The sequence below is a fragment of the Marinobacterium aestuariivivens genome (assembly GCF_042661465.1).
Lineage (GTDB): Bacteria > Pseudomonadota > Gammaproteobacteria > Pseudomonadales > Balneatricaceae > Marinobacterium_A > Marinobacterium_A aestuariivivens.
This window is the reverse complement of record NZ_JBHSWE010000001.1, coordinates 5,231,618-5,252,492: the sequence shown is the minus strand read 5'-3', so window position 1 is coordinate 5,252,492 and position 20,875 is coordinate 5,231,618. Positions and strand designations below refer to the sequence as shown.

Genomic DNA, 20,875 nt, shown 5'->3' with positions numbered 1-20,875 from the left:
CGCACCATCATCCGGGTGCGCCGCAGTCAGACATCAACCCAGGGCGCGACGTACCTCGGGCTGATCGAGCACCGCATTGAGGGTGCATTCGAGGCGTTCGAACAGCAGATCGAAGTCCTGACCCGTATAACAGAGTGCAGGGGCAAAGCCTAGCACGTTGTCGGCGAAGGCGCGCAGGATGATGCCGTTACGGTAGGCGGTCTCGAAAATGCGGTCGGCCAGTTTCAGGGCGGGATCGAAACGGGTTTTGGCTTCCTTGTCGGCCACCAGTTCCAGCGCGCCCAGCAGGCCGCGGCTGCGGGCGTCGCCGACCAGCGGGTGATTCAGAAGCGCGCGCAGACCTTCCTCGAAACGCGGCGCCTGGTCGATGCCGTTCTGCAGCAGACCGCCTTCTTCATACAGACGCAACACCTCCAGTGCGACCGCCGCACTGACCGGATGGGCGGAATAGGTGTGGCCGTGGCCGATCGGAGAGTCCGCACCGCCTTCGGCAATGCCCTGGTAGACCGCCTCGCTCATCAGCACGGCCCCCATCGGCGCATAGCCGGCGGTCAGTCCCTTGGCTACCGTCATCAGGTCCGGGGTGACGCCTTCGGCTTTGCAGGCGAACATCGGGCCGGTGCGTCCGAAACCGGTGATCACCTCGTCGACGACGAACAGTACGCCGAGCTCGCGGCAGCAGTCCTGCATCGCCTTCAGCCAGCCTTTGGGCGGCACGATCACGCCGCCAGAGCCCTGGACCGGTTCGCAGAAGAAGGCGGCGACCCGGTCGGCGCCGAGCTCCTGCACCTTGGCCCGCAGCGCCGCGACGGAGGCATCGATGATGGCGGCGGGATCGGAGCCGAGCGGATTGCGGTAGGGGTAAGGTGATGGGATGCGGTGCTGATTGGGCAGCGGCAGGTCGAAGTTGCGGTGGAACACCGGCAGGGCGGTCAGGCCCGCGCCCTGGGACGAGGAACCGTGATAGCCGCGCTCGAGAGTAATGAAATGCTTTTTCCCGCTTTTGCCCAGGGCGTTCCAGTAATTGACGATGAAGCGGATCGCCGAATCAACCGCATCGGAGCCGCCCAGGGTGAAATAGACGCGCTGCAGCGAGGCGGGCGCCAATTCGACCAGTTTGGCGGCGAGCCTGATCGCGGGCTCGGAGCCAAAATGGAAATAGCCGGTTGCATAGGGCAGGCGGCGCATCTGCTCTTCGGCTGCGCGCACGATACTCTCCTGGCCGTAGCCGGTATTGACGCACCAGAGTCCGGAGAAGGCGTCAAGAAGTTCATGGCCGTTGCTGTCGCGCAGGTAGGCGCCCCGGCCTTCTTCGAGCACCGCTACGCCGCGTTGCTCATGGGTGCGGTAGTTGACGACCGGATGGATGAGATGATCGCGGTCCAGTGTAACGAGGGAATCTGTTTGCATGGTCATTTCACCGTATGTGGAGTGAGCGTTAGGCCTGGTTCGAGCCGGGGTGGTTTAGCGCGAGTGTCGGCCTGCCTGTTTCCCAGAGGCGTGCGGCACAATGCACCTTGGCTCATGATAGCCCGCTGTCGGCAACGTTTTATTGCGACTGCTCGTGCCGCTATGACCAAAAATTTTGTAATCGTCCCTCGTTCGGAAGATTCTGTCGAAAGTCATCCTGTCGCCGCAATGGAGCCGCCACCGCTCTTTGCTCTAAGTGCTGTCGAAGTGGTCCGTTCCGGCGCCGGTCGAGAACAATATCAGTCCCAACCTGGCTCTCCGGTTATCAGAATGCTCAGTGGATATTCGCGTCGGTCGAGCGGCTGGCGCAATACGATTCGGCTGGAGAATTTCTCGATCCCGATATCGTCTTCCAGCAGCCGCTCCATGAGCGCCTGAAAACAGGCAATACTGGGCGCCACGATTTTCAGAAGGTAATCGTAACCGCCACTGACGTTGTAGCATTCGATGATCTCGCGGTACTTGCCGGCCCCTGCTTCGAATTTACGGAAGTCGGGCACCCGGTGGCTGCCGAGCGTTACCTCTGAAAAGACGATGACGTGGCTACCCAGCTTCTCCAGCGCGACATCCGCGCCGTAGCCCCGGATAACGCCGATTTCCTGAAGCCGTTTCGTACGGGAGAGGCATGGGCTCTCACTGAGGCCAACGGCCGCCGCCAGTTCGACGTTCGAACAGCGTCCCTCGCGCTGAAGATGCTCGAGAATCTTGATGTCGAACTTGTCGAGGGCGGTCGAAGAGCGCATGAGTCGAGATCACCATCAGTGACGGTTGTGTTTAGCCTTTTGCCGTTCGCGCGAAGGTCAGCGCTTCGTCGAGCACGTCGATCACCATGCCGGCTTGTTCCGATGACAGCACCAGCGGCGGTCGAATCTTGAGCACATTGTGTCCCTTCGCACAGGCGCTGAGCAAGACGCCCTTGTCGCGCATGCGATTGACCACCCGGCTGGTGAAGCCGCGGTCCGGGGCGCGCGTTGAGCGGTCGGAGACGAGCTCCACGCCGACGAACATGCCCACGCCGCGCACGTCACCAATGGCCTCGTGCCGGTTGGCGAGTTCGGCGATGCCCTCGCGCAGGATTGTCCCGACCCTGGCCGTATGCTGCACCAGGCCTTCTTTCTCGATCGTATCCAACACCGCCAGCGCCGCCGCGCAGGATACGGTATTGCCGGCGAAGGTGTTGAAGTAGCGAGAGTTCTTGCCGAACTCCGCCAGGGCGTCGGCGGTGGCCAGCAGTCCCGCGACCGGCTGACCGTTACCCATCGGCTTACCCATGGTGACGATATCCGGGTTGATGCCGTGACGCTGGAAGCCCCACATATGCTCGCCGGTCCGCCCGAAACCGGGCTGGACCTCGTCGGCGATGAAAAGGCCACCAGCCCGCTTGATGGCGTCGACCGCGCCCTTCAGGAAACCCGCGGGTTCAGGGAGGATGCCGTCGCTGGTGAACAGGGAGTCGACAATCAGGGCCGCCGGCTTGATGCCGTGACGACGCAGGTCGGCGATCGCCGCCTCGACATCGCGCGTGAAACGTTCGGAGAGGTCGGCCCCCACGGCATGATAGCGGCTCGGTGCCGGGACCAGGCGAACATGCGCGCCGAGGTCGACCGTCACACCGAGCGATGGCGAGAATTTCGACACCGCATCGGTAAAGCCATGATAGGCGGTCTCGGTCACGATCACGCCGGTGCCGCCGGTGCGGACCTGAGCGATACGATAGGCGACGTCGTTGGCCTCGCTGCCCGTGCAGGTCAACATCAGATGTGCCAGGTCGGTCTCGGGCACGGTCGCGAGCATGCGCTCGGCCAGCTCGAGAATCGTATCGTGCAGATAGCGTGTGTTGGTCGCGAGCGTCTGCACCTGACGGCAGATCGCCTCGGCCACCGCCGGGTGACAATGCCCGAGCGATGCCACGTTGTTGTAGATGTCGAGGTAGCGGCGGCCTTGCGGATCGATCAGCCACACGCCCTCACCGCGTACGATGTGCAGCGGATGTTCGTACATCAGCCGATAGGCCGGGCCGAGCAGGGCGTCGCGGCGCTCGATCATGGCCGCGGTGGCGGGGTCCACATTGGCCCGTCCGGGAATATAGGCGTTGACCATATTGAGGTCAGTGGTGCTTTTCATTGGCTTATCCTCTTCGTACTTCGGCCAGCAGTCGGTCGCGCGCTTCAGCGCGGGAAAGATCCGCCATCAGGGACAAAACTTCCCATGCTGCGGGATTGTGCTTCATGATGTAGGCGCGGTTCTCGGGGTAGCGCGCGGCGCGCCATTCCGTGATCAACACAGTGATAAGGTGACGCGTCACCATCAGGTCGGTGACGATTTCCAGCTCGGCATCGGTCAGTGGCAGCGTGTCGTGATAGGCGCCGACGAACTGCGCCGGCGCTTCGAACGGATCGTCGTCGCCGCCCGTCATCTGGAAAGCCGCCGCGGTGGCGACTTCACCCACCAGGGGCGCATGTACCATGTCACCGAAGTCGATAATGCCCACGATGCGCTCATGATCCTCAGGTGCGACCAGCACGTTGTAGAGGTGGTAATCGTTGTGGATCACCTGCGCCCTTACCGAATCCAGGCGCGGCAGCACATGCTCGGTGAAGCGGGTGATGAACGATTCGGCGAGCTTGCGGCGCGGGCCGTCCACGATGGCATCGAGCTTGTCTATCAGCTGGTGCGCTGTGGATACATTCCACAGCAAACCCTCGTGCATCGCCGCGGGATGGGTAAAATCGCGCAACGCCAGGTCCAGCCTGGCGAGCACGGTTCCCATTGCCCGCCGCTGAGCGGCGGTACGGGGAGTCTCCCGGATCTGGACGCCGTTGAGATAGGTCAGCATCCTCACGGTGGTCTGGACCCCGTCGGGCAAGGTCAGGGTGTCGCGCGTACTGCCGCCAAGCGTCCGCACCACGCGCGGCACCGGCTGGTGCGGCGATACGCGGGCGATGTGCTCGAGCGCGGCGATCTGGAAATCGACGACCGACACCGGCTCGGACGGATTGCTGATCTTGAACACGTAACGCCTGCCGTCCGCGCTCTCTATGCGACAATTCTGGTCGCGTTCGCCCGCCAGCGGTTTGACGCTGCCATCGATACCGTAGAGACGGTTGACCAGGGCTCTCACCTCGTCCAGGGCTAGGCTGGGCACCGCCGTGCTCAAGGCGGCTGCCGCAACCGGATGATTTTCCGACATCATGCGCCTCTTTTCATCGTTGCGGTCTGGACACGATCTTCGAAAATCCTTTTTGCAGTCGGCCCCATTTCGAAGTTGATGAGCGTTCCATAGCAATCGAAGCTGATGAATTTCGGTTTATAAGTCATTGGATTTATCTCCTACGGGTGGATCACAGCTCGTTGAATACAAGTCTATGGATACCGGCGCTGCGGAGATGCCTTATTGTGGCGAGACTCAGGCAGATTCCTTTTCGATTTGGAGCCCGCGTGACATTTTCTGCGGCGTGCACGAGGCCGGAAGCTAGTAACCTCGCGCTCTATCGACCAATCCGACCAGCGGCAACCCGTCCTTGTGCCGGCGCAGGTTGTCGAGCACCGCTTCGGCGGAGGTGTCCGGCTGCGTCATGCTGGCGACATGGGGCGTCAGCAGGATACGTGGATGACGCCAGAACGGATGGCTCTTCGGCAGCGGCTCGACACTGCAGACGTCGAGAATTGCTGCCGACAGACGGTCACGGTAGAGAGCATCCAGCAGGTCGGCTTCGACCAGATGGTCGCCCCGCCCCAGGTTGATCAGTACGGCCCCCTGCGGCATTTGCCGAAACAGCTTCTGCGACAGGATGCCCCGGGTCTCGCCTGTCAGCGGCAGCAGGCAGACCAGGATGTCGCTGCGTGCCAGGAAATCCTCCAGCCCTTGCTCGCCGGCGTAGCATTCGATGCCGGGCAGGCTGTGTTCGGAGCGGCTCCAGCCCGCGCACCGGAACCCGAAGTCGCGCAGTTTTTCGAGCACCGCCGTGCCCAGGGTACCCATCCCCAGCACTCCGACGCGGCGTGTGTCCGCCGTGCGTACCTGCAGCGGCTTCCACAGGCCCTCGCGCTGCTGGGCCGCATAGGTCAGCCAGTCGCGGTGGGCCGCCAGCACCGCCAGCGTCGCAAATTCGACCATGCCCGCCACCAGGCCGGATTCGATCATCCGCACGACCGGCACATGCTCCGGTATTTGGGATATATCGAACTGGTCGACGCCGGCGCCGACCGAAAACACCAGCTCCAGATTGGGAAAGGTCTCGGCAATGTTTTCCGGCGGCTGCCAGGCGGCGAGATAGCGCACCTGCTCCGGGTTGCCGATGGCAGGCCAGATGTGGAAATCGATTTCCGGTGCGCGTGCAGCGAACAGTTCTGCCCAGCGTGCACCGCGAACCGGCTCGGATTTGTACAGAAAACTCATCTATCTATATACCTTCAAGGTGACTCGCCATGCATCTGGCGGTCGAGGGTGTATACGAAGGCCCACGCGATTGCGTGCCCCGTTGTCGTTTGCTGTCAGAACCCATGCGGCTTCGCGAAGTTCGGAATGTCGCGGTATTCGCTGGCTTCTTGTTTACTCTGGCAATGCCCCGGGACAATGGCTAGGACGTTCTTGCCTGTTCCCGCAGCTTGGATTTCCGTCCCCTGATCAGTGCCCGCCCCGGCCGGTGGCTTCGGGCTTATCCGATGTTGACACACTATCGATATGATCTGCTGTAGAAGCGCTGAAAAGCCGCAGAAATAGTCATTGTTAGTGTTGAAAACGGGGCGGATGATCTCGGGCTGGGTGTTGTAATGCAGTTAACGCACAGAGCGTAACTGTAGACACATGGAGGCAAGAGATGAAAAACAACAAACTGCCCTTTGGTCGGGCTGCTTCTGACTTGGTGCGAAAGGCCGACGAAGTGTCGGGTCATGGCGTTTCGAGGCGCGATGTGCTGCGGGGGCTGGCGGCCGGTACCGTGCTGGCGGCGACCGCCGGCGGCTTGATGACCGGGGCGACGTCCGTCTATGCCCAGACGCCCCGGCGCGGCGGGCGCATCAAGGTCGCCAGCGCGACCGGTTCGACCGCCGATACCCTGGATCCGGCGCGCGGTGCGAACTATACCGATTATTGTCGTCAGTTCATGTTTTACAACGGCCTGACGACACTCGACGCCTTCCTGGTGCCGCGAATGACGCTTGCGGAATCGATCGACACCGCGGACGCGATCTCCTGGGTCATCAAGCTGCGCAAGGATGTCGTCTTTCACGACGGCAAGCCGTTCACCTCGGCCGACGTCGTCTATTCGCTGAACCGTCACAAGGATCTTCAGGTCGGCTCCAAGGTTCTGACCATCGCTCAGCAGTTCGAGGAGGTCAAGGCCGCCGGACCGCACGAGGTGCGGGTCCGGTTGAGCAGCCCGAACGCCGACCTGCCGTCGACGCTGGCCACCTCCCATTTCCTGATCGTGCGCGACGGCACCACCGATTTCAGCACCGCCAACGGCACCGGCCCGTTCAAGTGCGCGGAGTTCCAGCCGGGCGTGCGCTCGGTCGGCGTGCGCAACGACAGTTACTGGAAACCGGGTCAACCCTACCTCGACGAAATCGAATTCTTCTCGATCCCGGACGAGGCCGCGCGCATCAATGCCCTGCTGGCCGGTGAGGTTGACCTTATCAACCCGGTCAACCCGCGCTCGGTCCCGCAAGTCACCAGCAGCGGCAACGCCATGGTGATGGAATCCCCGACCGGTGGCTACACCAATCTGGTGATGCGCGATGACCTGGGGCCCAGCCAGAATCTGGACTTCGTGCTGGCGATGAAGCATCTGCTCGATCGCGAACAGATCAACCGCGTCGCTTTCCGCGGTTTCGGCACCCTTGCCAACGACCAGCCGATCGCGCCCAGCCATCGCTACTATATGGGGGATCTTCCGCAGCGTCCGTACGACCCGGAGAAGGCGAAGTTCCACCTGCAGAAAGCCGGTCTGGCTGGACGTTCCCTGCCCATCGTCGCTTCCGACGCCGCCACCGGCTCGCTGGATATCGCCCAGCTGCTGCAGCTCTCGGCACAGCAGATCGGGCTGAAACTCGACATCAAAAGGGTGCCGGCGGACGGCTACTGGTCCAATCACTGGATGAAGCATCCACTGGGCTTCGGCAACATCGGCGCGCGTCCAACCGCCGACCTGATGTTCAGCCTGTTCTACAAGTCCGATGCGGCCTGGAACGAGTCGGGCTGGAAAAACGAGCAGTTCGATCAGTTGCTGCTCGCCGCCCGCGCCGAGACCGACGACGCCAAGCGCAAGCAGCTCTACGCCGATATGCAGGTGCTGGTGCATGAGCACGGCGGTATCGGCATACCGCAGTTCAACAGCAGTCTCGATGGGCACAATGCCAAGCTGAAAGGTCTTTCCCCGCACCCGCTCGGCGGCCTGATGGGCTACATGTTCGCCGAGCATGTCTGGCTGGAGGCCTGAGGGCGGGTTGTATCCAGTGTCGACAGACAGTGGTGAGGCGCACAGATCCGGTCCGAGGCTCTGACGCCATAGCGCCTTGGGCTCAATAGCCAAGCGTCGATTTCCGGGAGCGACCACTCAAGTGGTTGCTCCCGTCGTTTATTTGCATAAATCAATGTAGGAAACCCTCATTATGGTCAGCAATCCCTTAGATGGTCTGGCTTCCCCGCGGCGGTGCGTATCGAACATGACCTGCTCGGTGACCTGGCCGTACCGGCCGATGCCTATTATGGTGTACAGACCGCACGCGCCCTGGACAACTTCCGCATCACCGGCATTCCGCTGGCACACTTCCCCAATTTCATCAAAGCGCTGGCGATGGTCAAGCAGGCGGCGGCGCGGGCCAACCGCAAGCTCGGCAATCTGCCCGCCTCGCTGGAGCAGGCGATCAGCAGCGCCTGCGACGAAATCATCGCCGGGCAGTGGCACGAGCATTTCGTGGTCGACATGATCCAGGGCGGGGCGGGCACCTCGACCAACATGAACGCCAACGAGGTGATCGCGAACCGCGCTTTGGAGCTGCTCGGCCATGGGCGTGGCGAATCCGACAAGCTGCATCCGAACAACCACGTCAATCTGTCGCAGTCGACCAACGATGTCTATCCGACCGCGGTGCGCCTCGGCATTCTGATCAGCTATGCTGACCTGACGAGCGCGATGGATGCGCTCTGTGCGGCGTTGCGGGCCAAGGGCGAGGAGTTCGCGCACGTCATCAAGATGGGACGTACCCAGCTGCAGGACGCCGTGCCGATGACGCTCGGCCAGGAGTTCATCGGCTTCGCCACCACCGTGGGCGAAGATGTGGAGCGGGTCCACGAACTGGTGCGGCTGTTCCGCGAGGTCAACCTAGGTGCGACAGCCATCGGCACCGGTATCAACACCGACCCCGATTATGCGGCGCTTGTGGTGGCCGAGCTGTCGGAGATCAGCGGAGAATCTCTGACGCTGGCGACGGACTTGATCGAGGCGACCTCGGATACCGGTGCCTTCGTCACCTTCTCCAGCGTACTCAAGCGCATCGCGGTCAAGATTTCGAAGATCTGCAACGATCTGCGCCTCCTGTCGAGCGGTCCGCGCACCGGCTTCGGCGAGATCAACCTGCCGGCCCGGCAGCCGGGTTCGTCGATCATGCCGGGCAAGGTGAATCCGGTGATCCCCGAGGTCGTCAATCAGGTAGCCTACCAGGTGATCGGCAACGACCTGACTGTGACCCTTGCTGCCGAGTCCGGGCAGTTGCAATTGAATGCCTTCGAGCCGGTCATTACCTTCAACATCCTCCAGTCGCTGCGCATTATGACGCGGGCGATGGAAGTGCTGACCGAGCGCTGTATTGTCGGTATCACTGCCAACGAAGCGCATTGCCGTTCCCTCGTAACCAATAGCATCGGCATAGTCACGGCGCTGAATCCGTACATCGGCTACCAGAATGCAACGCGGATTGCCAAGAAGGCGCTGGAGAACGGGCGCGGCGTGACCGAGCTGGTACTCGAGGAGGGCCTGCTGACCGTCGCCGATCTCGACGATATCCTGGCGCCGGAACACATGACCCGCCCGCGTCGATTCGAGCGGCGCGACAGCCAGGGCTAGAAGCCTTCTGCGAGCACCCGGTAGCCGCTCCGGGTGCTCGCCGACGCCAGTCAGCACAAGCGGAAAGCACCGTTGCCGTCTAGTCTTAACCAAGAGAAAGAATGGCTTCCGGCTTTTCTGATATTGGGCAGGCGTTCAACCTATGACTGCTTCCGGCCAGGCGTCTGTTTCGACGAGACGGCGCCTCAAACGCTCGATATTCCGCAGCACCCTCTTGCGACTGGTGTTCGGTTTGACGGTCCTGACTCTGATCGGCATGACCATCGCCTATCTCTATGTGCTGGCCAGCCTCGAGAGCCGGACGGTGGCGGAGCTCGGGGCCTATATCCGCGAACGCGGCGCCAATGAGGAAACCATCTTCAAGCTGGCAGCGGACAACCACGCCCTGATAAAGAAAGACCTTTTGTACCGGCTGGACATGGCCGAAAACGGGGATCCAGCTGACCGCTTCGAGCAGCTGTTCGTGCGCGACAGCGACGGCTTTGTCCGCAGCCGCCCGGATGGCTATGACGGCACCCGCATGGCCGGGGGCTGCATCCTCAATGCCCGGCTGCCACTGACAGACGCCGTGCGCCGACGCATGCTGGTGTTCTACGACCTGGTCAACCAGTATGGACCGGCCTGGCACAACCGCTTCCAGAACACCTATATCTCCACGCCCGAAAACATCATGCTGATGTACTGGCCCGAAGTGCCCAACTGGTGCCTGGAATCGTCCCCGTTCCGCTATCGGCCGGTGGAATCGTTCGTGGACGGAGGGGACGGCGCAGAGGTGGTGGAGCGGGAGACCGTCTGGACAGCACCTTTCTACGACCGGGTATCCGCCTCCTGGCGCGTATCCGCCGAGACGCCGGTGTACTGGAACGACCGCCAGATTGCCACCCTCGGTCACGACATCCTGGCGGGCGAGCTGCTCGAACGCGCACTGCAGCAGCGTCTCGAGGGTACCTACAATATCCTGCTGCGTGACGACGGCCGTCTGATACTGCACCCCCGGCTGATCGAGCAGATCACGCGCAAGGAAGGCTATTTCGATATTCCGACGATGGGCGATACCCAGCTCAAAGGGGTCTACGAAGCGGCGATGTCCGGTACCGAGAAAGCCTTTGTCGTCGATCATCCCAGTGCCGATGAGTTCCTCGCCATCGCCCGTCTCGAAAGCGTCGGCTGGTACTTCGTGACCGTGTTTCCCAAGTCGATACTGGCCGATCTTGCCTTCAGCGGCGCACGGATGGTGCTGCTGCTGGGCGTGCTGGCGCTATTGCTGCAGGGCCTGGTGTTGTACTGGGTGATGCGCCGGCAGCTCGATGCACCGCTGTCCCATCTGTTGGGCGCAACCCGGCGGCTGGAGGCCGGAGACTATCAGGTCAGCGTCGATCTGCCACGTGAGGACGAATTCGGCGTACTGGGCCAGGCATTCAACCAGATGGCGGACCGGGTGCGGGAGCGGGATCGCGCCCTGGCTCAATCGGCCCGAGAACTGGAGGATCGCGTACGGCAGCGCACCGCTGAACTCGAAGAGGCCAAGGATGCGGCGCTGCAGGCGGCCCGCCAGGCCGAGCGCGCCAACAGATCCAAGAGCGCCTTTCTCGCCAACATGAGTCACGAAATCAGAACGCCGATGAACGCCATCCTCGGTTTCACCGACATCCTGGCAGGGCTGGTGCGGGATCGACAGCAACGTCAATACCTGAAGTCGATTCAGACCAGCGGCAAGTCCCTGCTGACGCTGATCAACGACATTCTGGATCTGTCCAAGGTGGAGGCGGGCAAGCTGGAGCTGATTTATTCGGCGGTCGATCTGAAGGAGCTGTGCGCCGAGATGGAACCGCTGTTCTCGCAGAAACTGGCCGAAAAGAATCTCGACTTCGTGCTCGATATCGACCCCAGCCTGCCGCCGGCACTGCTTGTCGACGAAGTCCGGTTGCGGCAGATCCTGATCAACCTGATCGGCAATGCGGTCAAGTTCACGGAGCAGGGCCTAATCCGGCTGGCGGTCCGCTGTGAATCTCCGGGCGGTGCGCAGAGCACTCCGGATCTGGTGATCGAGGTCGAAGACAGCGGTATCGGCATTCCCGCCGAACAACAGACGACGATCTTCGGTGCCTTCGAGCAGCGCAGCGGCCAGAGTCCCGAGCGCTACGGCGGTACAGGCCTGGGTCTTGCGATCTGCAAACGCCTGGTCGAGCTGATGAATGGCGAGATTCGACTCGACAGCGAAGAGGGGCGGGGCAGCCGCTTTACGGTGCTGCTGCACGGGATCAGGGTGGCGTCGGTATCGGAACTGTCTGCTCGGGCCGGCGCCGTCGTCGACCTCGATGCGATCAGCTTCGCCCCGGCCACGCTGTTGCTGGTCGACGACATCGCGATCAATCGCGATCTGCTGCGGGGCTATCTGAGCCGATACGCCTTCCAGTTTCTGGAGGCGGAGAATGGGCGGGAAGCGGTCGAGATGACCCGGCAACGAAAACCCGACCTCGTGCTGATGGACATGCGGATGCCGGTGATGAACGGTTATGAGGCGAGCGAGCGGCTCAAGCAGGATGACAGCACCCGGGATATACCGGTGATCGCGCTGACGGCATCGGCGATGGAGCGGGATGCCCGGGAGATCGGCAGCCTCTGCGACGGCTATCTGCGCAAGCCGGTCAGCCAGCAGGAACTGGTCCTCGAGCTGGGGCGTTTTCTGTCGCATAGCGTCGCCGAGGCCCAAGCGTCCGCCACCCTGTTGCCGGAGGAGGCGACGCCCTGGCCGCCGGCTGAACTGGATACGGATCAACGGCAACAACTGGCACAGCTGCTGGAGGAGTGGCACGGGCTGCAGGCCCGATGCGACCTGCTTTGCGAGACCATGCCCATCAACGATATCGAGGCTTTCGCCGGGGAGATGCAATCTCTGGGAGAGCAATTCCGCTATCCTCCTCTGGTCGACTGGGGGCGTCGACTGAGAGAGCAGACCGAGCTGTTCGACCTCGACGGCATCAGCTCGACACTGAGTCGTTTGAGCCAGGAACGCCAGGCACTCGAAAACTTGCTGAAAGAAGAGGCGTCACCCGGTGTGCATTGATCCCGAACGGGGCCCGGCTGACATTGGTGATAATCCGCTCCCAAGGTCATCGTCATGAATCAGTTGCCAGACAACTTCCGCATCCTCATCGTTGACGACACACCGAAGAATATCCAGGTGCTCGGCACCCTGCTGAAACAGGAAGGCTATCAGATCAATGTGGCCCGCAACGGCCTCCAGGCACTGGACATCGTGGCCAAGGCGCCCCCGGATCTCATACTGCTGGATGTGATGATGCCAGAGCTGGACGGCTTCGAGACCTGCCGTCGGCTGAAGCAGGATGCGGCCAGCCGGGACATTCCCGTTATTTTCCTGACCGCCAGGACGGAAACCGAAGACATCGTCCAGGGCTTCGACGTCGGCGCCGTCGACTATGTCACCAAACCGTTCAACCCGCCGGAACTGCTGTCCCGCGTGCATACCCATCTGGCATTGCAGGCCGCGCGGGCAAAACTGCAGGCGCTGTCGCTGAAACTGTCGAAATACCTGCCGCCGCAGGTGTATGACTCGATATTCGCCGGCAAGACCGATGCGCGAATCGAGTCCTATACACGGGACCTGACCGTCATGTTTTCGGATATCGTCGGTTTCACCGAAAGAGCGGAAAAAGTCGATCACCGCGAGCTGACGCGCTGGCTCAACAATTATCTCAACGAGATGGCCCAAATCTGCGCCCGCCACGGCGGCACCCTGGACAAGTTTGTCGGCGATTCGGTGATCGTTTTCTTCGGCGACCCGGAGTCGCGGGGGATACGCGAAGATGCAGTCGCCTGCGCCCGTATGGCGCTGGAAATGCAGCAACGGGCGCGGGCGTTGAACATCGATATTCGCATCGGCATCTGCTCGGGCGAATGTACCGTCGGCAACTTCGGCAGCGACGAGCGCATGGAGTACACCATCCTCGGCAAGGTGGTGAACACGGCGGCCCGGCTGGAACAACACTCCGAGCCGGGCAGAATTCTGATTTCCGAAAGCACCCGCGCGCGCATCGAGGCGGAGATGCGCTGCGAGCCGCGCGGTCCCATCCAGGTCAAGGGCATCGATCGGCCGCTGGCGACCTACTGGATCCTCGACTGATCTCTAGCAGCCTGTCGGACTTAACGCTGATCTACTGCGGAAAAGCCGGTTTTGGCTATTTTGTGAGCCCTTTTTCGTTAAATAGAACCACTATTCGCCTCAAAAGACCTCAAAAACTATCTCAAAACGGACTTTCCCTCGCTACGATCGGTCAAGTCCGACAGGCTGCTCGCGGAAGACTGCCGGCCGGCAGTCTTCCGCGGGGCGGCGCTCCGCCTTGCTTCGGCTCAGTTTCCGAGTACCGCCTGGACCTGTCGGGCCAGTTCGCCGGTACTCAGAGTGCCGCCCATATCCGGGGTTCCGGCGCCGGTGACGGTGACGGTTTCGATCGCGTCCATCAGGTCTGCAGCCGCGGCGCTCTCGCCCAGGTGCTCGAGCATCAGGGCGCCGGCCCAGAGGGTCGCCAGCGGATTGGCCAGGCCCTTGCCCATGATGTCCGGTGCCGAGCCGTGCACCGGCTCGAACATGCCCGGTCCTTCGCTGAGAGGGTTGATGTTGGCCGAGGCCGCAAAGCCGAGGCCCCCTGGATGGCGGCGCCGATATCGGTAAGGATGTCACCAAAGAGGTTCGAGGCGACGACGACATCGAGGGTTTCCGGTGCCGTGATCATGCGCGCGGCGATGGCGTCGACATGGTAGCGGGTCACTTCGACGTCCGGGTAGTCGGAGGCGACGCGGTCGGTCATCTCGTCCCAGAACACCATGCTGTGGCGCTGGGCGTTGGACTTGGTGACCGACGCCAGCTTGCCGCTGCGGGCGCGGGCCTGTTCGAAGCCGTACCGCAATACCCGCTCGACGCCGGCGCGGGTGAAGATCGAGGTTTCGACCGCCACTTCCAGGTCGCCGCCGCGGTGAACACGGCCGCCGGCGCCACTGTATTCGCCTTCGGTGTTTTCACGGATGCAGAGAATATCGAAGGGTTCGGTCGAGCGCAGCGGTCCCGGCACGCCCGCCAGCAGTCGGTGCGGCCGGGCGTTGACCGATAGGTCGAGCCCTGGCGGATCGCCAGCAGCAGTTCGCGCAGGGAAATGTGATCCGGCACCTGCTCGGGCAGGCCGACGGCGCCGAGATAGATGCCGTCGAAGGCCTTTAGTTGTTCGACGCCGTCTGCCGGCATCATCGTGCCGTGGGTCTGATAGTATTCGCACGACCAGGGCAACCAGGTGCCCTCGAGGTTGAAGTCGTGTTGCTTGGCAACGGCCTGGAGCACCGGCCAGGCGGCTTCCAGGACTTCGGTGCCGATGCCGTCGCCCGGAAGCAGTGCTATGCGGTAGTTGTTCATCTTTATTCTCTTGGTGGCATTCTGTTGTCACGCGACGGCACTAGGCCGGGCGGTAGATGGCGTAAACCTTCTTCACGACTTCGCGGCTTTCCCAGCTCCATTGCGCGCCTTTCTCGACCAGGAAGATGTCGCCCTTGACGAAGGTGCGCGAGACCCCGGTGTCGTCCACGACGTTGACGGCGCCCTGCAGCAGGTGCATCAGCTCGAACTGACGGGATTCCATGGCGCGGCGGTGATAGGGCGTCGCGTCCCAGGTGCCGCAGACGAACTCGCCGTCGGTGGAGCGATAGTCGGTATGATTGCGGCAACTGGGCGTCTCGCCGATCAGCAGCTCGGCCGCCGGCGTACCCGAGGGCTCGAGCACCGCCGACTCGTCGACCGCAATCAGGCTGGCGTCGCCTGCGGTTTCCCCGTGATAGCGCATATAGAGGAGGGTGGCCGAGGCCGGGCAGTGCCAGTCGAAGCGGCTACCGGCGCTGAGCACCGCACTGGCGCCGTCGACAAGCTCCAGCGTCCGTTCTTCCTGCGTCAGAGTCAAGGCGCCGTCACAGAGGATGATGAACTCGTCGGCCGCCAGCTCAGCGACGGACCCTTTGCCCGCTTCCAGCCGAATGGCGCCAATTTCGACCGGGCCGGGAGGCAGTTCCAGGGGCGTACGGTTGGCTAGGAAGGCGTCCAGCTGGCCATCGACCCGGCGAACGGGACCCGAGACGAGGTCCCGCGCGAACTGGCGCAGGTCGATGAAGGACGGATACGATGGGCGGGTGGCAGCCTGTTGCTGCCCGAACATCTGCGACATGGACTATCTCCGATCGGTTAGGGGCTAATCCGCAGTCTAGCGATGAATCCGCATCAGGACTGACCGAATTGCCCGCAAAGAAAGGAGGATCCTTTTGTTCTGTTCGCTGTTTTCGGCATGAATGAGGATGGTATCGAGTCCGAAAGCGGCACGGTTATTTCAGCTTCGATCCAGGATCCGCAATGTCCGTGAGCCTTCGGCACGAACTGTCGCCTCGGCGATAGCAAAGCAACTTTATGTCGGCCAGATCCGTCGAAAATAACATCCTGTGCCGGAGCCTCGCTTTAATATAGATCCCGCATCTAGATTACCGTCTCCAAACGGCTCACTCCTCGACATTGATGTCGAGTTTCAACTCCCCGGTTCTACCTGTCCCGGGGATTTTTTTACTCCAGCGTTATCAGTCCTCAGCCACGGCCCCCAAATGCAGATGCCTGTCCGCGACCTTTTCCACCAGCAGGGGATCGTGACAGACGAGCAGGAGGGCGCAGCCCGACTCCCTGGCCAGTTCGACCAGCATCAGCGTCGTGTCGCGGGCGGTGATGGGGTCCAGTCGCGATGTCGGCTCATCGGCAAAGAGTAATACTGGGTCCAGCATCAGCACCCGGGCTATGGCCAGCCGCTGCAGCTCGCCGCCCGAGACCTGATGCGGATAGCGCCCAAGCAGCTTCTTGGATAGATTCAGCCGCGCCATCAATGACAACAGCCGGCCGCGGTCGAGGCGGTGCAGGCAAATCAGATCTTCCATCAGGCGCCCCAGCGTCACCTGGGGGGCAAAGGCCGCAGGGGGATCCTGGTACAGCTTCTGGTACTGGTAACGTGCAGCCTCGACTTCGCGTAAGACCTGGCCCGAGCTGGGTGGGAGCAACCCCAGCAAGACGTCGCCCAGGCTGGTTTTCCCGGTACCGCTGTCGCCGCTGAGGGCCAGCACCTCGCCGGCGGCAATGTTGATATCGAGGTTTGAAAAAAGCTTCTTGTTTCCTCGCATAAGGCTGAGTCCACACCCCGCCAACACCCGCCTTTTGGCGGGCTGGCCTACCGCGGCAGCGCGCAAATCGGGCCAGTTTTGCGGTGCGGCTGCAACCAGCGCCCTGGCGTAGGCCGATTTCGGTGATGACAGGATCTGCTCGGTCGTACCGCGTTCGACGACGACCCCCTGCCGCATGACGATGGTGTCGCCGCCCAGCTGGCGCGCGACCTCGATGTCGTGAGTGATGGTCAAGAGGCCGCCATTTGCCGATCTATCCTTTAGCTGCGCCACGACCAGGTCCCGTCGTCTGGCATCGAGGCCTTTCGTTGGCTCGTCTGCGAGAATGATTCTGGCGCCACCGGCCGTCGCAGCGGCAAAGGCAACCCGTTGCGCCATTCCGCCGGAAAGCTGGGCCGGGATCTTGTTACCCGCATTGGCCAGCTGTAGTCGGTCGAGATCGCCACTGGCACGATGCCAGGCCGCTTCCGGTTCCATTTTGCCCACCAGTTCGTAGACTTCCGAGACTTGGGGCAAGGCAGGCATCAGCGGATCGAGAGCGCGCCAGGGTTCCTGCGGCAGCATGCCAATGTCGCGGCCCCATTGGCGCTCACGCTGCGCACGGCTGAGGCCTGCCTGGTCTCGCCCATCGATCAGGATCTGTCCCGAGACGGTCAGTCCCTTGGGCAATAAACCGATAATGGCCTGGGCCAGCAGGCTTTTGCCGGAGCCGGTTTCGCCGAGAATGGTCAAAGGTGTGCCTTTCCTGAGTTTCAGGTTCAGTTTTTCGACGATAGCGGTCCGGCCCGCTCGCACTTCGAGGCTATTGATCTCAATCAGTGGCGCCATGCTTTTTTCCAGCCAGCAGATTGAATCCCAGCACCAGCATGAACACGGCTACCAGCGGCTGAGCGAGGATCCAGGGGCTTCACTATAGTAAGGAAACAGTTCCACCATCATCAGTCCAAGCTCGGCCGTCGGAGGGCGGAGGCCTACATAAATGAAGCCGAGCGAGGCCAGCGCCAGGATGGCGTTGCCGGCACCGAAGGCACTCAGTGCCAGCACTGGCGGTGCGACGGTGGGCCAGATATGCCGTCTGAATAGATACCAGCGACCGAACCCCAGCAGTTTCGATGCTTGCATCTGGGGGCCCGTAACCACTGTAAGGGTGACGGCGCGAGCGACGCGGTAGTATTCCACCCAGAGCACCATCGAGATGGCGAAATACAGCATCGCGAAGGAACCCGGTACCAGTGCGACCAGCAGCAGCACCAGAACGAGCCCCGGCAGGGCGAGCAGCGTGTTCAGCAGGATATCCATCAACCGGTCTGCCCAGCCTCCCCGCCAAGCAGCCCAGACCCCCAGCAGCACGCCGACCAGGGCTGAGGTCATTACGCAGAGCAGGCCGAGAGCGAAGGATAGCCGGACCGCAGCGCCCATCCGGGCCAGCATGCTGCGACCGAACTGATCGGTACCCAGAGGCTCTTCCAAACTGGGCAACGCAAGTACGGCGTCCAGTTGCTGCTGGGCCGGATTCCGGTCGAACAGAAGCCATTCGAGCAGGGCAAAGGTGGCAAGTGTGCCCAGGATGATAGCGCCGGCCCATTGCGAGGCTGTCAGACGTTTCGAATCTGTGTTCATTCTCGGTTACCTCTCGGATCGAGCCAGTGACATAGCAGGTCGACCAACGTATTCAGAAAAACGAAGATCAGTCCCATCGTCAGGGCGGCACCCTGAATCATGGGGATGTCGCGAGAAAAGATGGCGTGCGCCAGACCGTGCCCGATCCCGGGCCACGAAAACAGGGATTCGATCATCACGATGCCTTCGATCAGCCCCACCAGTTGGATGCCCATGAAAGCGACGACCGGTACTGCTATGTTACGTACCCCATGGCGTAAGAAGGTCTGCCATGCCGTCAATCCCTTGATCCGGGAAAACTCGAAATAGGCCGAATGCAATACGTCATAGGTGCTGTTGCGAATCACGCGATTGGAGACGGCAGCCAGGCTCAGCGCCAGGGCGATGGCGGGCAGGACCAGATGCGCCGGCGTGCCGAAGCCGGCGACAGGGAGCCAGCCAAGCTGCAATGCGAAGGCCAGTATCAGGAGCAGCCCGATTACGAACACCGGCTGCGCCCTGAGAAGGGCGGAAGCGATCAGGCTCGCAAGATCGAGTTTGCCGTGACTTTTCAGAGCGCAGTAAATACCCAGTGGCAGGGCGATAACCGCCGACAACAGTAGGGCCGCAGATGCCAGCAGCAGGGAATGGCCGAGCTGGTGCTGCAGTTCCAGGCTGACGGGGGCGCCGCTGACCAGGGTGTTGCCCAGATTGAACTGCAGCAGGTCGGCTAGCCAGTCGAGATATTGCTCCAGGGCCGGACGATCGAGGCCCAGTTCTGCTCTCACCGCCTCGGCCGCGGCGCTGTCGACAGCGTCGTAGCCGTAGCGTCCTGCAGCGATACGGAAGGCCATGTCGCCGGGCAATGAACGCAGCAGAATGAACGTCAGGGTTCCGACGCCCCAGGCCACCATCAACGCTTGGACGAAACGGTGCAATACGATCCTGCCCATCAGTATTGCAGCTCCATTTCAGCGATGTGGTAGCTGCGCTCCAGTGGGTCGAAGCGGAAACCCTTGACCCGCGTGTTGACCGCCGTCTGCTGGGTGTAGAAAGTGACGGGAATCAACGGCAGCTCGGTGGCCAGCAGCTGCGCGACGTGCTGGGCCTTGCGGTGATAGGTAGGTCCCCGCTGCTCGCTTCCGAGTTCCGTCAGCAAGCGATGGACTTCCGGATGATGCCAGTTCATGGCGCCCCAGTCACCGCCGCCTTCGCCGAAATCCGCCAGCATGACTCCCAGGGGTCGGCGATAACGCCGAAGTTGCGTGCGATGAGCGCCATCTCGAGTGAGCCGTCCTGATGACCTGACGGGATGGCACTGGAGTTGGTGATCTCGACCTCGACGGCGATGCCGATCTCGACCAGCTGCGCCTGTATCGCGGTGGCGATGGAGGGCAGCTCCGGCCGGTTCGCATAGGTGATCAGCCTGAGCTTGAAGGGTTGGCCATCACGGATCAGTATGCCTGATGCGCCAGGTGTCCAGCCGAGCTCGGCCAGCAGGCGGCGTGCCTCGGACGGGTTCCGTTCGGCCGGCGCGAGCGAGTCGAGGTGCCAGTCGCGCAGTGACGGCGGGATGAGCTGGTTCGCTTGGGATCCCGGTACGCCGACGATGCTCGTGGCGATGCCGGCCCTGTCAAGCGCCAGACTGAGTGCCCGCCGGGCTCTGACATCGTTCAGAAAGGGATGGCCGCTGTTGAGCTTCAGCAGAATGACCCGGGGAATCAGCTCCGAATGTACCCTGAGATGGTTGGAGGCTGAGAGACTTTTCAGGCTTGAGGCGTCCAGCGTATAGATGATGTCCGCCTGGCCGCTGCGCGCCTGCAAGGCGCGGCTTTCGGCCCGATGACCGGTGAGATACCGCACCTCTTCGATTCTTGCCTTTGCGCCCCAGTACTGGTCGTTTCGACTGATATGAAGTTTGTGCGGTGGCGCATAGTGCGAGAGACGGTAGGGTCCGCTGCCTGAAAGGACGTTGACCGAGCCGTTCGCCGCATAGGCTGCCGGCGACAATATCAGGGTGGAATAATGGGCCAGTACGGCGCCCAGCGGGCTGTAGGGTTCGCTCAGTTCGATGATGACCTGGTGCGAACCGGAGGCGGTGATGGCGAGCACAGGTGCCTTGCTCAATGGCCCCGGCTTGGCGCGGGCGATAGCGAGACTTTTGACCACCGTATCGGCATCCATCGGCTTGCCATCGTGAAAGGTCACGTCAGGCCGCAAGTCCAGTCGCCAGTTCAGGCGGTCGTCGCTGACGGCCCAGGCCTTTGCCAGTCCCGGCCGCAGCACGCCCTGGGCATCCACATCAAGCAGGGTTTCGGCCACCTGGAGGCGTTGGTAGATATAGCCGTCCTTGGCCGGATCCAGGCTGGTGAATTCGAAAGGGCCGCCAATCATAAGCGGCTTTTGTTCGTTTTCGGTTTGGCAGCTGTTGAGCAAGCCCGCCAGAAGAAGCATGGCTATAAGCCCTGCGTATTTCCGGCGCAAACATTGGCTGAACAGCAATCTTGCGAGCATTGAGGTTTCTCTTT

The 20,875-nt window shown here is 62.1% G+C and carries 15 protein-coding genes and 2 pseudogenes; 4 read left to right on the top strand and 13 right to left on the bottom strand.

Annotation, left to right across the window (positions count from 1 at the left end; translation table 11 throughout):
- Positions 1-33 precede the first annotated feature (33 nt).
- The 5 genes from ACFQDL_RS27475 to ACFQDL_RS27455 all read right to left on the bottom strand — a co-directional run bounded on the left by ACFQDL_RS27475 (position 34) and on the right by ACFQDL_RS27455 (position 5,869).
- A complete protein-coding gene (locus ACFQDL_RS27475) occupies positions 34-1,410 on the bottom strand; it encodes an aspartate aminotransferase family protein (RefSeq protein WP_379911775.1) in 1,377 nt (458 codons plus the stop codon).
- Between the two features lie 299 nt (positions 1,411-1,709).
- Positions 1,710-2,213, bottom strand: a complete 504-nt coding sequence (locus ACFQDL_RS27470) for an Lrp/AsnC family transcriptional regulator (RefSeq protein ID WP_379911774.1) — start codon at positions 2,211-2,213, stop codon at positions 1,710-1,712.
- A gap of 31 nt (positions 2,214-2,244) precedes the next feature.
- Positions 2,245-3,594, bottom strand: coding sequence for an aspartate aminotransferase family protein (locus ACFQDL_RS27465; protein WP_379911773.1), 1,350 nt, complete (start codon positions 3,592-3,594; stop codon positions 2,245-2,247).
- Positions 3,595-3,598: 4 nt separating this feature from the next.
- Positions 3,599-4,663 (bottom strand): phosphotransferase, encoded by a 1,065-nt coding sequence (locus tag ACFQDL_RS27460; protein WP_379911772.1) that lies wholly within the window; start codon positions 4,661-4,663, stop codon positions 3,599-3,601.
- Between the two features lie 279 nt (positions 4,664-4,942).
- Positions 4,943-5,869, bottom strand: coding sequence for a 2-hydroxyacid dehydrogenase (locus tag ACFQDL_RS27455; protein ID WP_379911771.1), 927 nt, complete (start codon positions 5,867-5,869; stop codon positions 4,943-4,945).
- Positions 5,870-6,290: 421 nt separating this feature from the next.
- Here ACFQDL_RS27455 and ACFQDL_RS27450 point away from each other — a divergent pair, with 421 nt between their 5' ends.
- From ACFQDL_RS27450 to ACFQDL_RS27435, 4 genes are all read left to right on the top strand, one after another.
- Positions 6,291-7,910, top strand: a complete 1,620-nt coding sequence (locus ACFQDL_RS27450; protein WP_379911770.1) for an ABC transporter substrate-binding protein — start codon at positions 6,291-6,293, stop codon at positions 7,908-7,910.
- 213 nt (positions 7,911-8,123) lie between these two features.
- A complete protein-coding gene (aspA, locus tag ACFQDL_RS27445; RefSeq protein WP_379911769.1) occupies positions 8,124-9,536 on the top strand; it encodes an aspartate ammonia-lyase in 1,413 nt (470 codons plus the stop codon).
- 142 nt (positions 9,537-9,678) lie between these two features.
- The gene (locus ACFQDL_RS27440; RefSeq protein WP_379911768.1) at positions 9,679-12,603 is read left to right on the top strand and encodes an ATP-binding protein; all 2,925 of its coding nucleotides are present in this window, start codon (positions 9,679-9,681) and stop codon (positions 12,601-12,603) included.
- A gap of 54 nt (positions 12,604-12,657) precedes the next feature.
- Complete coding sequence (locus tag ACFQDL_RS27435; protein WP_379911767.1) at positions 12,658-13,680, top strand: adenylate/guanylate cyclase domain-containing protein; 1,023 nt, start codon at positions 12,658-12,660, stop codon at positions 13,678-13,680.
- A gap of 227 nt (positions 13,681-13,907) precedes the next feature.
- Here the strand turns inward: ACFQDL_RS27435 and ACFQDL_RS27430 are convergent.
- The 8 genes and pseudogenes from ACFQDL_RS27430 to ACFQDL_RS27395 form a co-directional block, all read right to left on the bottom strand.
- Positions 13,908-14,626, bottom strand: a pseudogene (locus tag ACFQDL_RS27430) (isocitrate/isopropylmalate family dehydrogenase).
- Positions 14,627-14,733: 107 nt separating this feature from the next.
- Positions 14,734-14,961: pseudogene (locus ACFQDL_RS27425) on the bottom strand (isocitrate/isopropylmalate family dehydrogenase); the annotation flags it as partial.
- A 40-nt stretch (positions 14,962-15,001) separates the two neighbouring features.
- On the bottom strand, positions 15,002-15,760 hold the full coding sequence (locus tag ACFQDL_RS27420) for a cupin domain-containing protein (protein ID WP_379911766.1): 759 nt from the start codon (positions 15,758-15,760) through the stop codon (positions 15,002-15,004).
- A 400-nt stretch (positions 15,761-16,160) separates the two neighbouring features.
- Positions 16,161-17,576, bottom strand: a complete 1,416-nt coding sequence (locus tag ACFQDL_RS27415; RefSeq protein WP_379911765.1) for an ABC transporter ATP-binding protein — start codon at positions 17,574-17,576, stop codon at positions 16,161-16,163.
- Between the two features lie 48 nt (positions 17,577-17,624).
- Entirely contained in the window at positions 17,625-18,368 is a 744-nt protein-coding gene (locus ACFQDL_RS27410) for an ABC transporter permease (protein WP_379911764.1), read from the bottom strand.
- Positions 18,365-19,300, bottom strand: coding sequence for an ABC transporter permease (locus tag ACFQDL_RS27405; RefSeq protein WP_379911763.1), 936 nt, complete (start codon positions 19,298-19,300; stop codon positions 18,365-18,367). The genes ACFQDL_RS27410 and ACFQDL_RS27405 overlap by 4 nt, the downstream gene beginning before the upstream one ends.
- Positions 19,300-19,578, bottom strand: coding sequence for a hypothetical protein (locus ACFQDL_RS27400; protein WP_379911762.1), 279 nt, complete (start codon positions 19,576-19,578; stop codon positions 19,300-19,302). Before ACFQDL_RS27400 ends, ACFQDL_RS27405 begins: the two co-directional genes overlap by 1 nt.
- Positions 19,533-20,741, bottom strand: a complete 1,209-nt coding sequence (locus tag ACFQDL_RS27395; RefSeq protein ID WP_379911761.1) for an ABC transporter substrate-binding protein — start codon at positions 20,739-20,741, stop codon at positions 19,533-19,535. The genes ACFQDL_RS27400 and ACFQDL_RS27395 overlap by 46 nt, the downstream gene beginning before the upstream one ends.
- Positions 20,742-20,875 lie beyond the last annotated feature (134 nt).

What these genes read in the sequence shown, in the direction of transcription:
- ACFQDL_RS27465 (WP_379911773.1), bottom strand. Translation starts at nt 3,594, where the DNA reads ATGAAAAGCACCACTGACCTCAATATGGTCAACGCCTATATTCCCGGA.
- ACFQDL_RS27400 (WP_379911762.1), bottom strand. Translation starts at nt 19,578, where the DNA reads ATGCTGGCGGATTTCGGCGAAGGCGGCGGTGACTGGGGCGCCATGAAC.
- ACFQDL_RS27415 (WP_379911765.1), bottom strand. Translation starts at nt 17,576, where the DNA reads ATGGCGCCACTGATTGAGATCAATAGCCTCGAAGTGCGAGCGGGCCGG.
- ACFQDL_RS27420 (WP_379911766.1), bottom strand. Translation starts at nt 15,760, where the DNA reads ATGTCGCAGATGTTCGGGCAGCAACAGGCTGCCACCCGCCCATCGTAT.
- ACFQDL_RS27455 (WP_379911771.1), bottom strand. Translation starts at nt 5,869, where the DNA reads ATGAGTTTTCTGTACAAATCCGAGCCGGTTCGCGGTGCACGCTGGGCA.
- ACFQDL_RS27410 (WP_379911764.1), bottom strand. Translation starts at nt 18,368, where the DNA reads ATGAACACAGATTCGAAACGTCTGACAGCCTCGCAATGGGCCGGCGCT.
- ACFQDL_RS27460 (WP_379911772.1), bottom strand. Translation starts at nt 4,663, where the DNA reads ATGATGTCGGAAAATCATCCGGTTGCGGCAGCCGCCTTGAGCACGGCG.
- ACFQDL_RS27450 (WP_379911770.1), top strand. Translation starts at nt 6,291, where the DNA reads ATGAAAAACAACAAACTGCCCTTTGGTCGGGCTGCTTCTGACTTGGTG.
- ACFQDL_RS27475 (WP_379911775.1), bottom strand. Translation starts at nt 1,410, where the DNA reads ATGCAAACAGATTCCCTCGTTACACTGGACCGCGATCATCTCATCCAT.
- ACFQDL_RS27440 (WP_379911768.1), top strand. Translation starts at nt 9,679, where the DNA reads ATGACTGCTTCCGGCCAGGCGTCTGTTTCGACGAGACGGCGCCTCAAA.
- ACFQDL_RS27405 (WP_379911763.1), bottom strand. Translation starts at nt 19,300, where the DNA reads ATGGGCAGGATCGTATTGCACCGTTTCGTCCAAGCGTTGATGGTGGCC.
- ACFQDL_RS27435 (WP_379911767.1), top strand. Translation starts at nt 12,658, where the DNA reads ATGAATCAGTTGCCAGACAACTTCCGCATCCTCATCGTTGACGACACA.
- ACFQDL_RS27395 (WP_379911761.1), bottom strand. Translation starts at nt 20,741, where the DNA reads ATGATTGGCGGCCCTTTCGAATTCACCAGCCTGGATCCGGCCAAGGAC.
- ACFQDL_RS27470 (WP_379911774.1), bottom strand. Translation starts at nt 2,213, where the DNA reads ATGCGCTCTTCGACCGCCCTCGACAAGTTCGACATCAAGATTCTCGAG.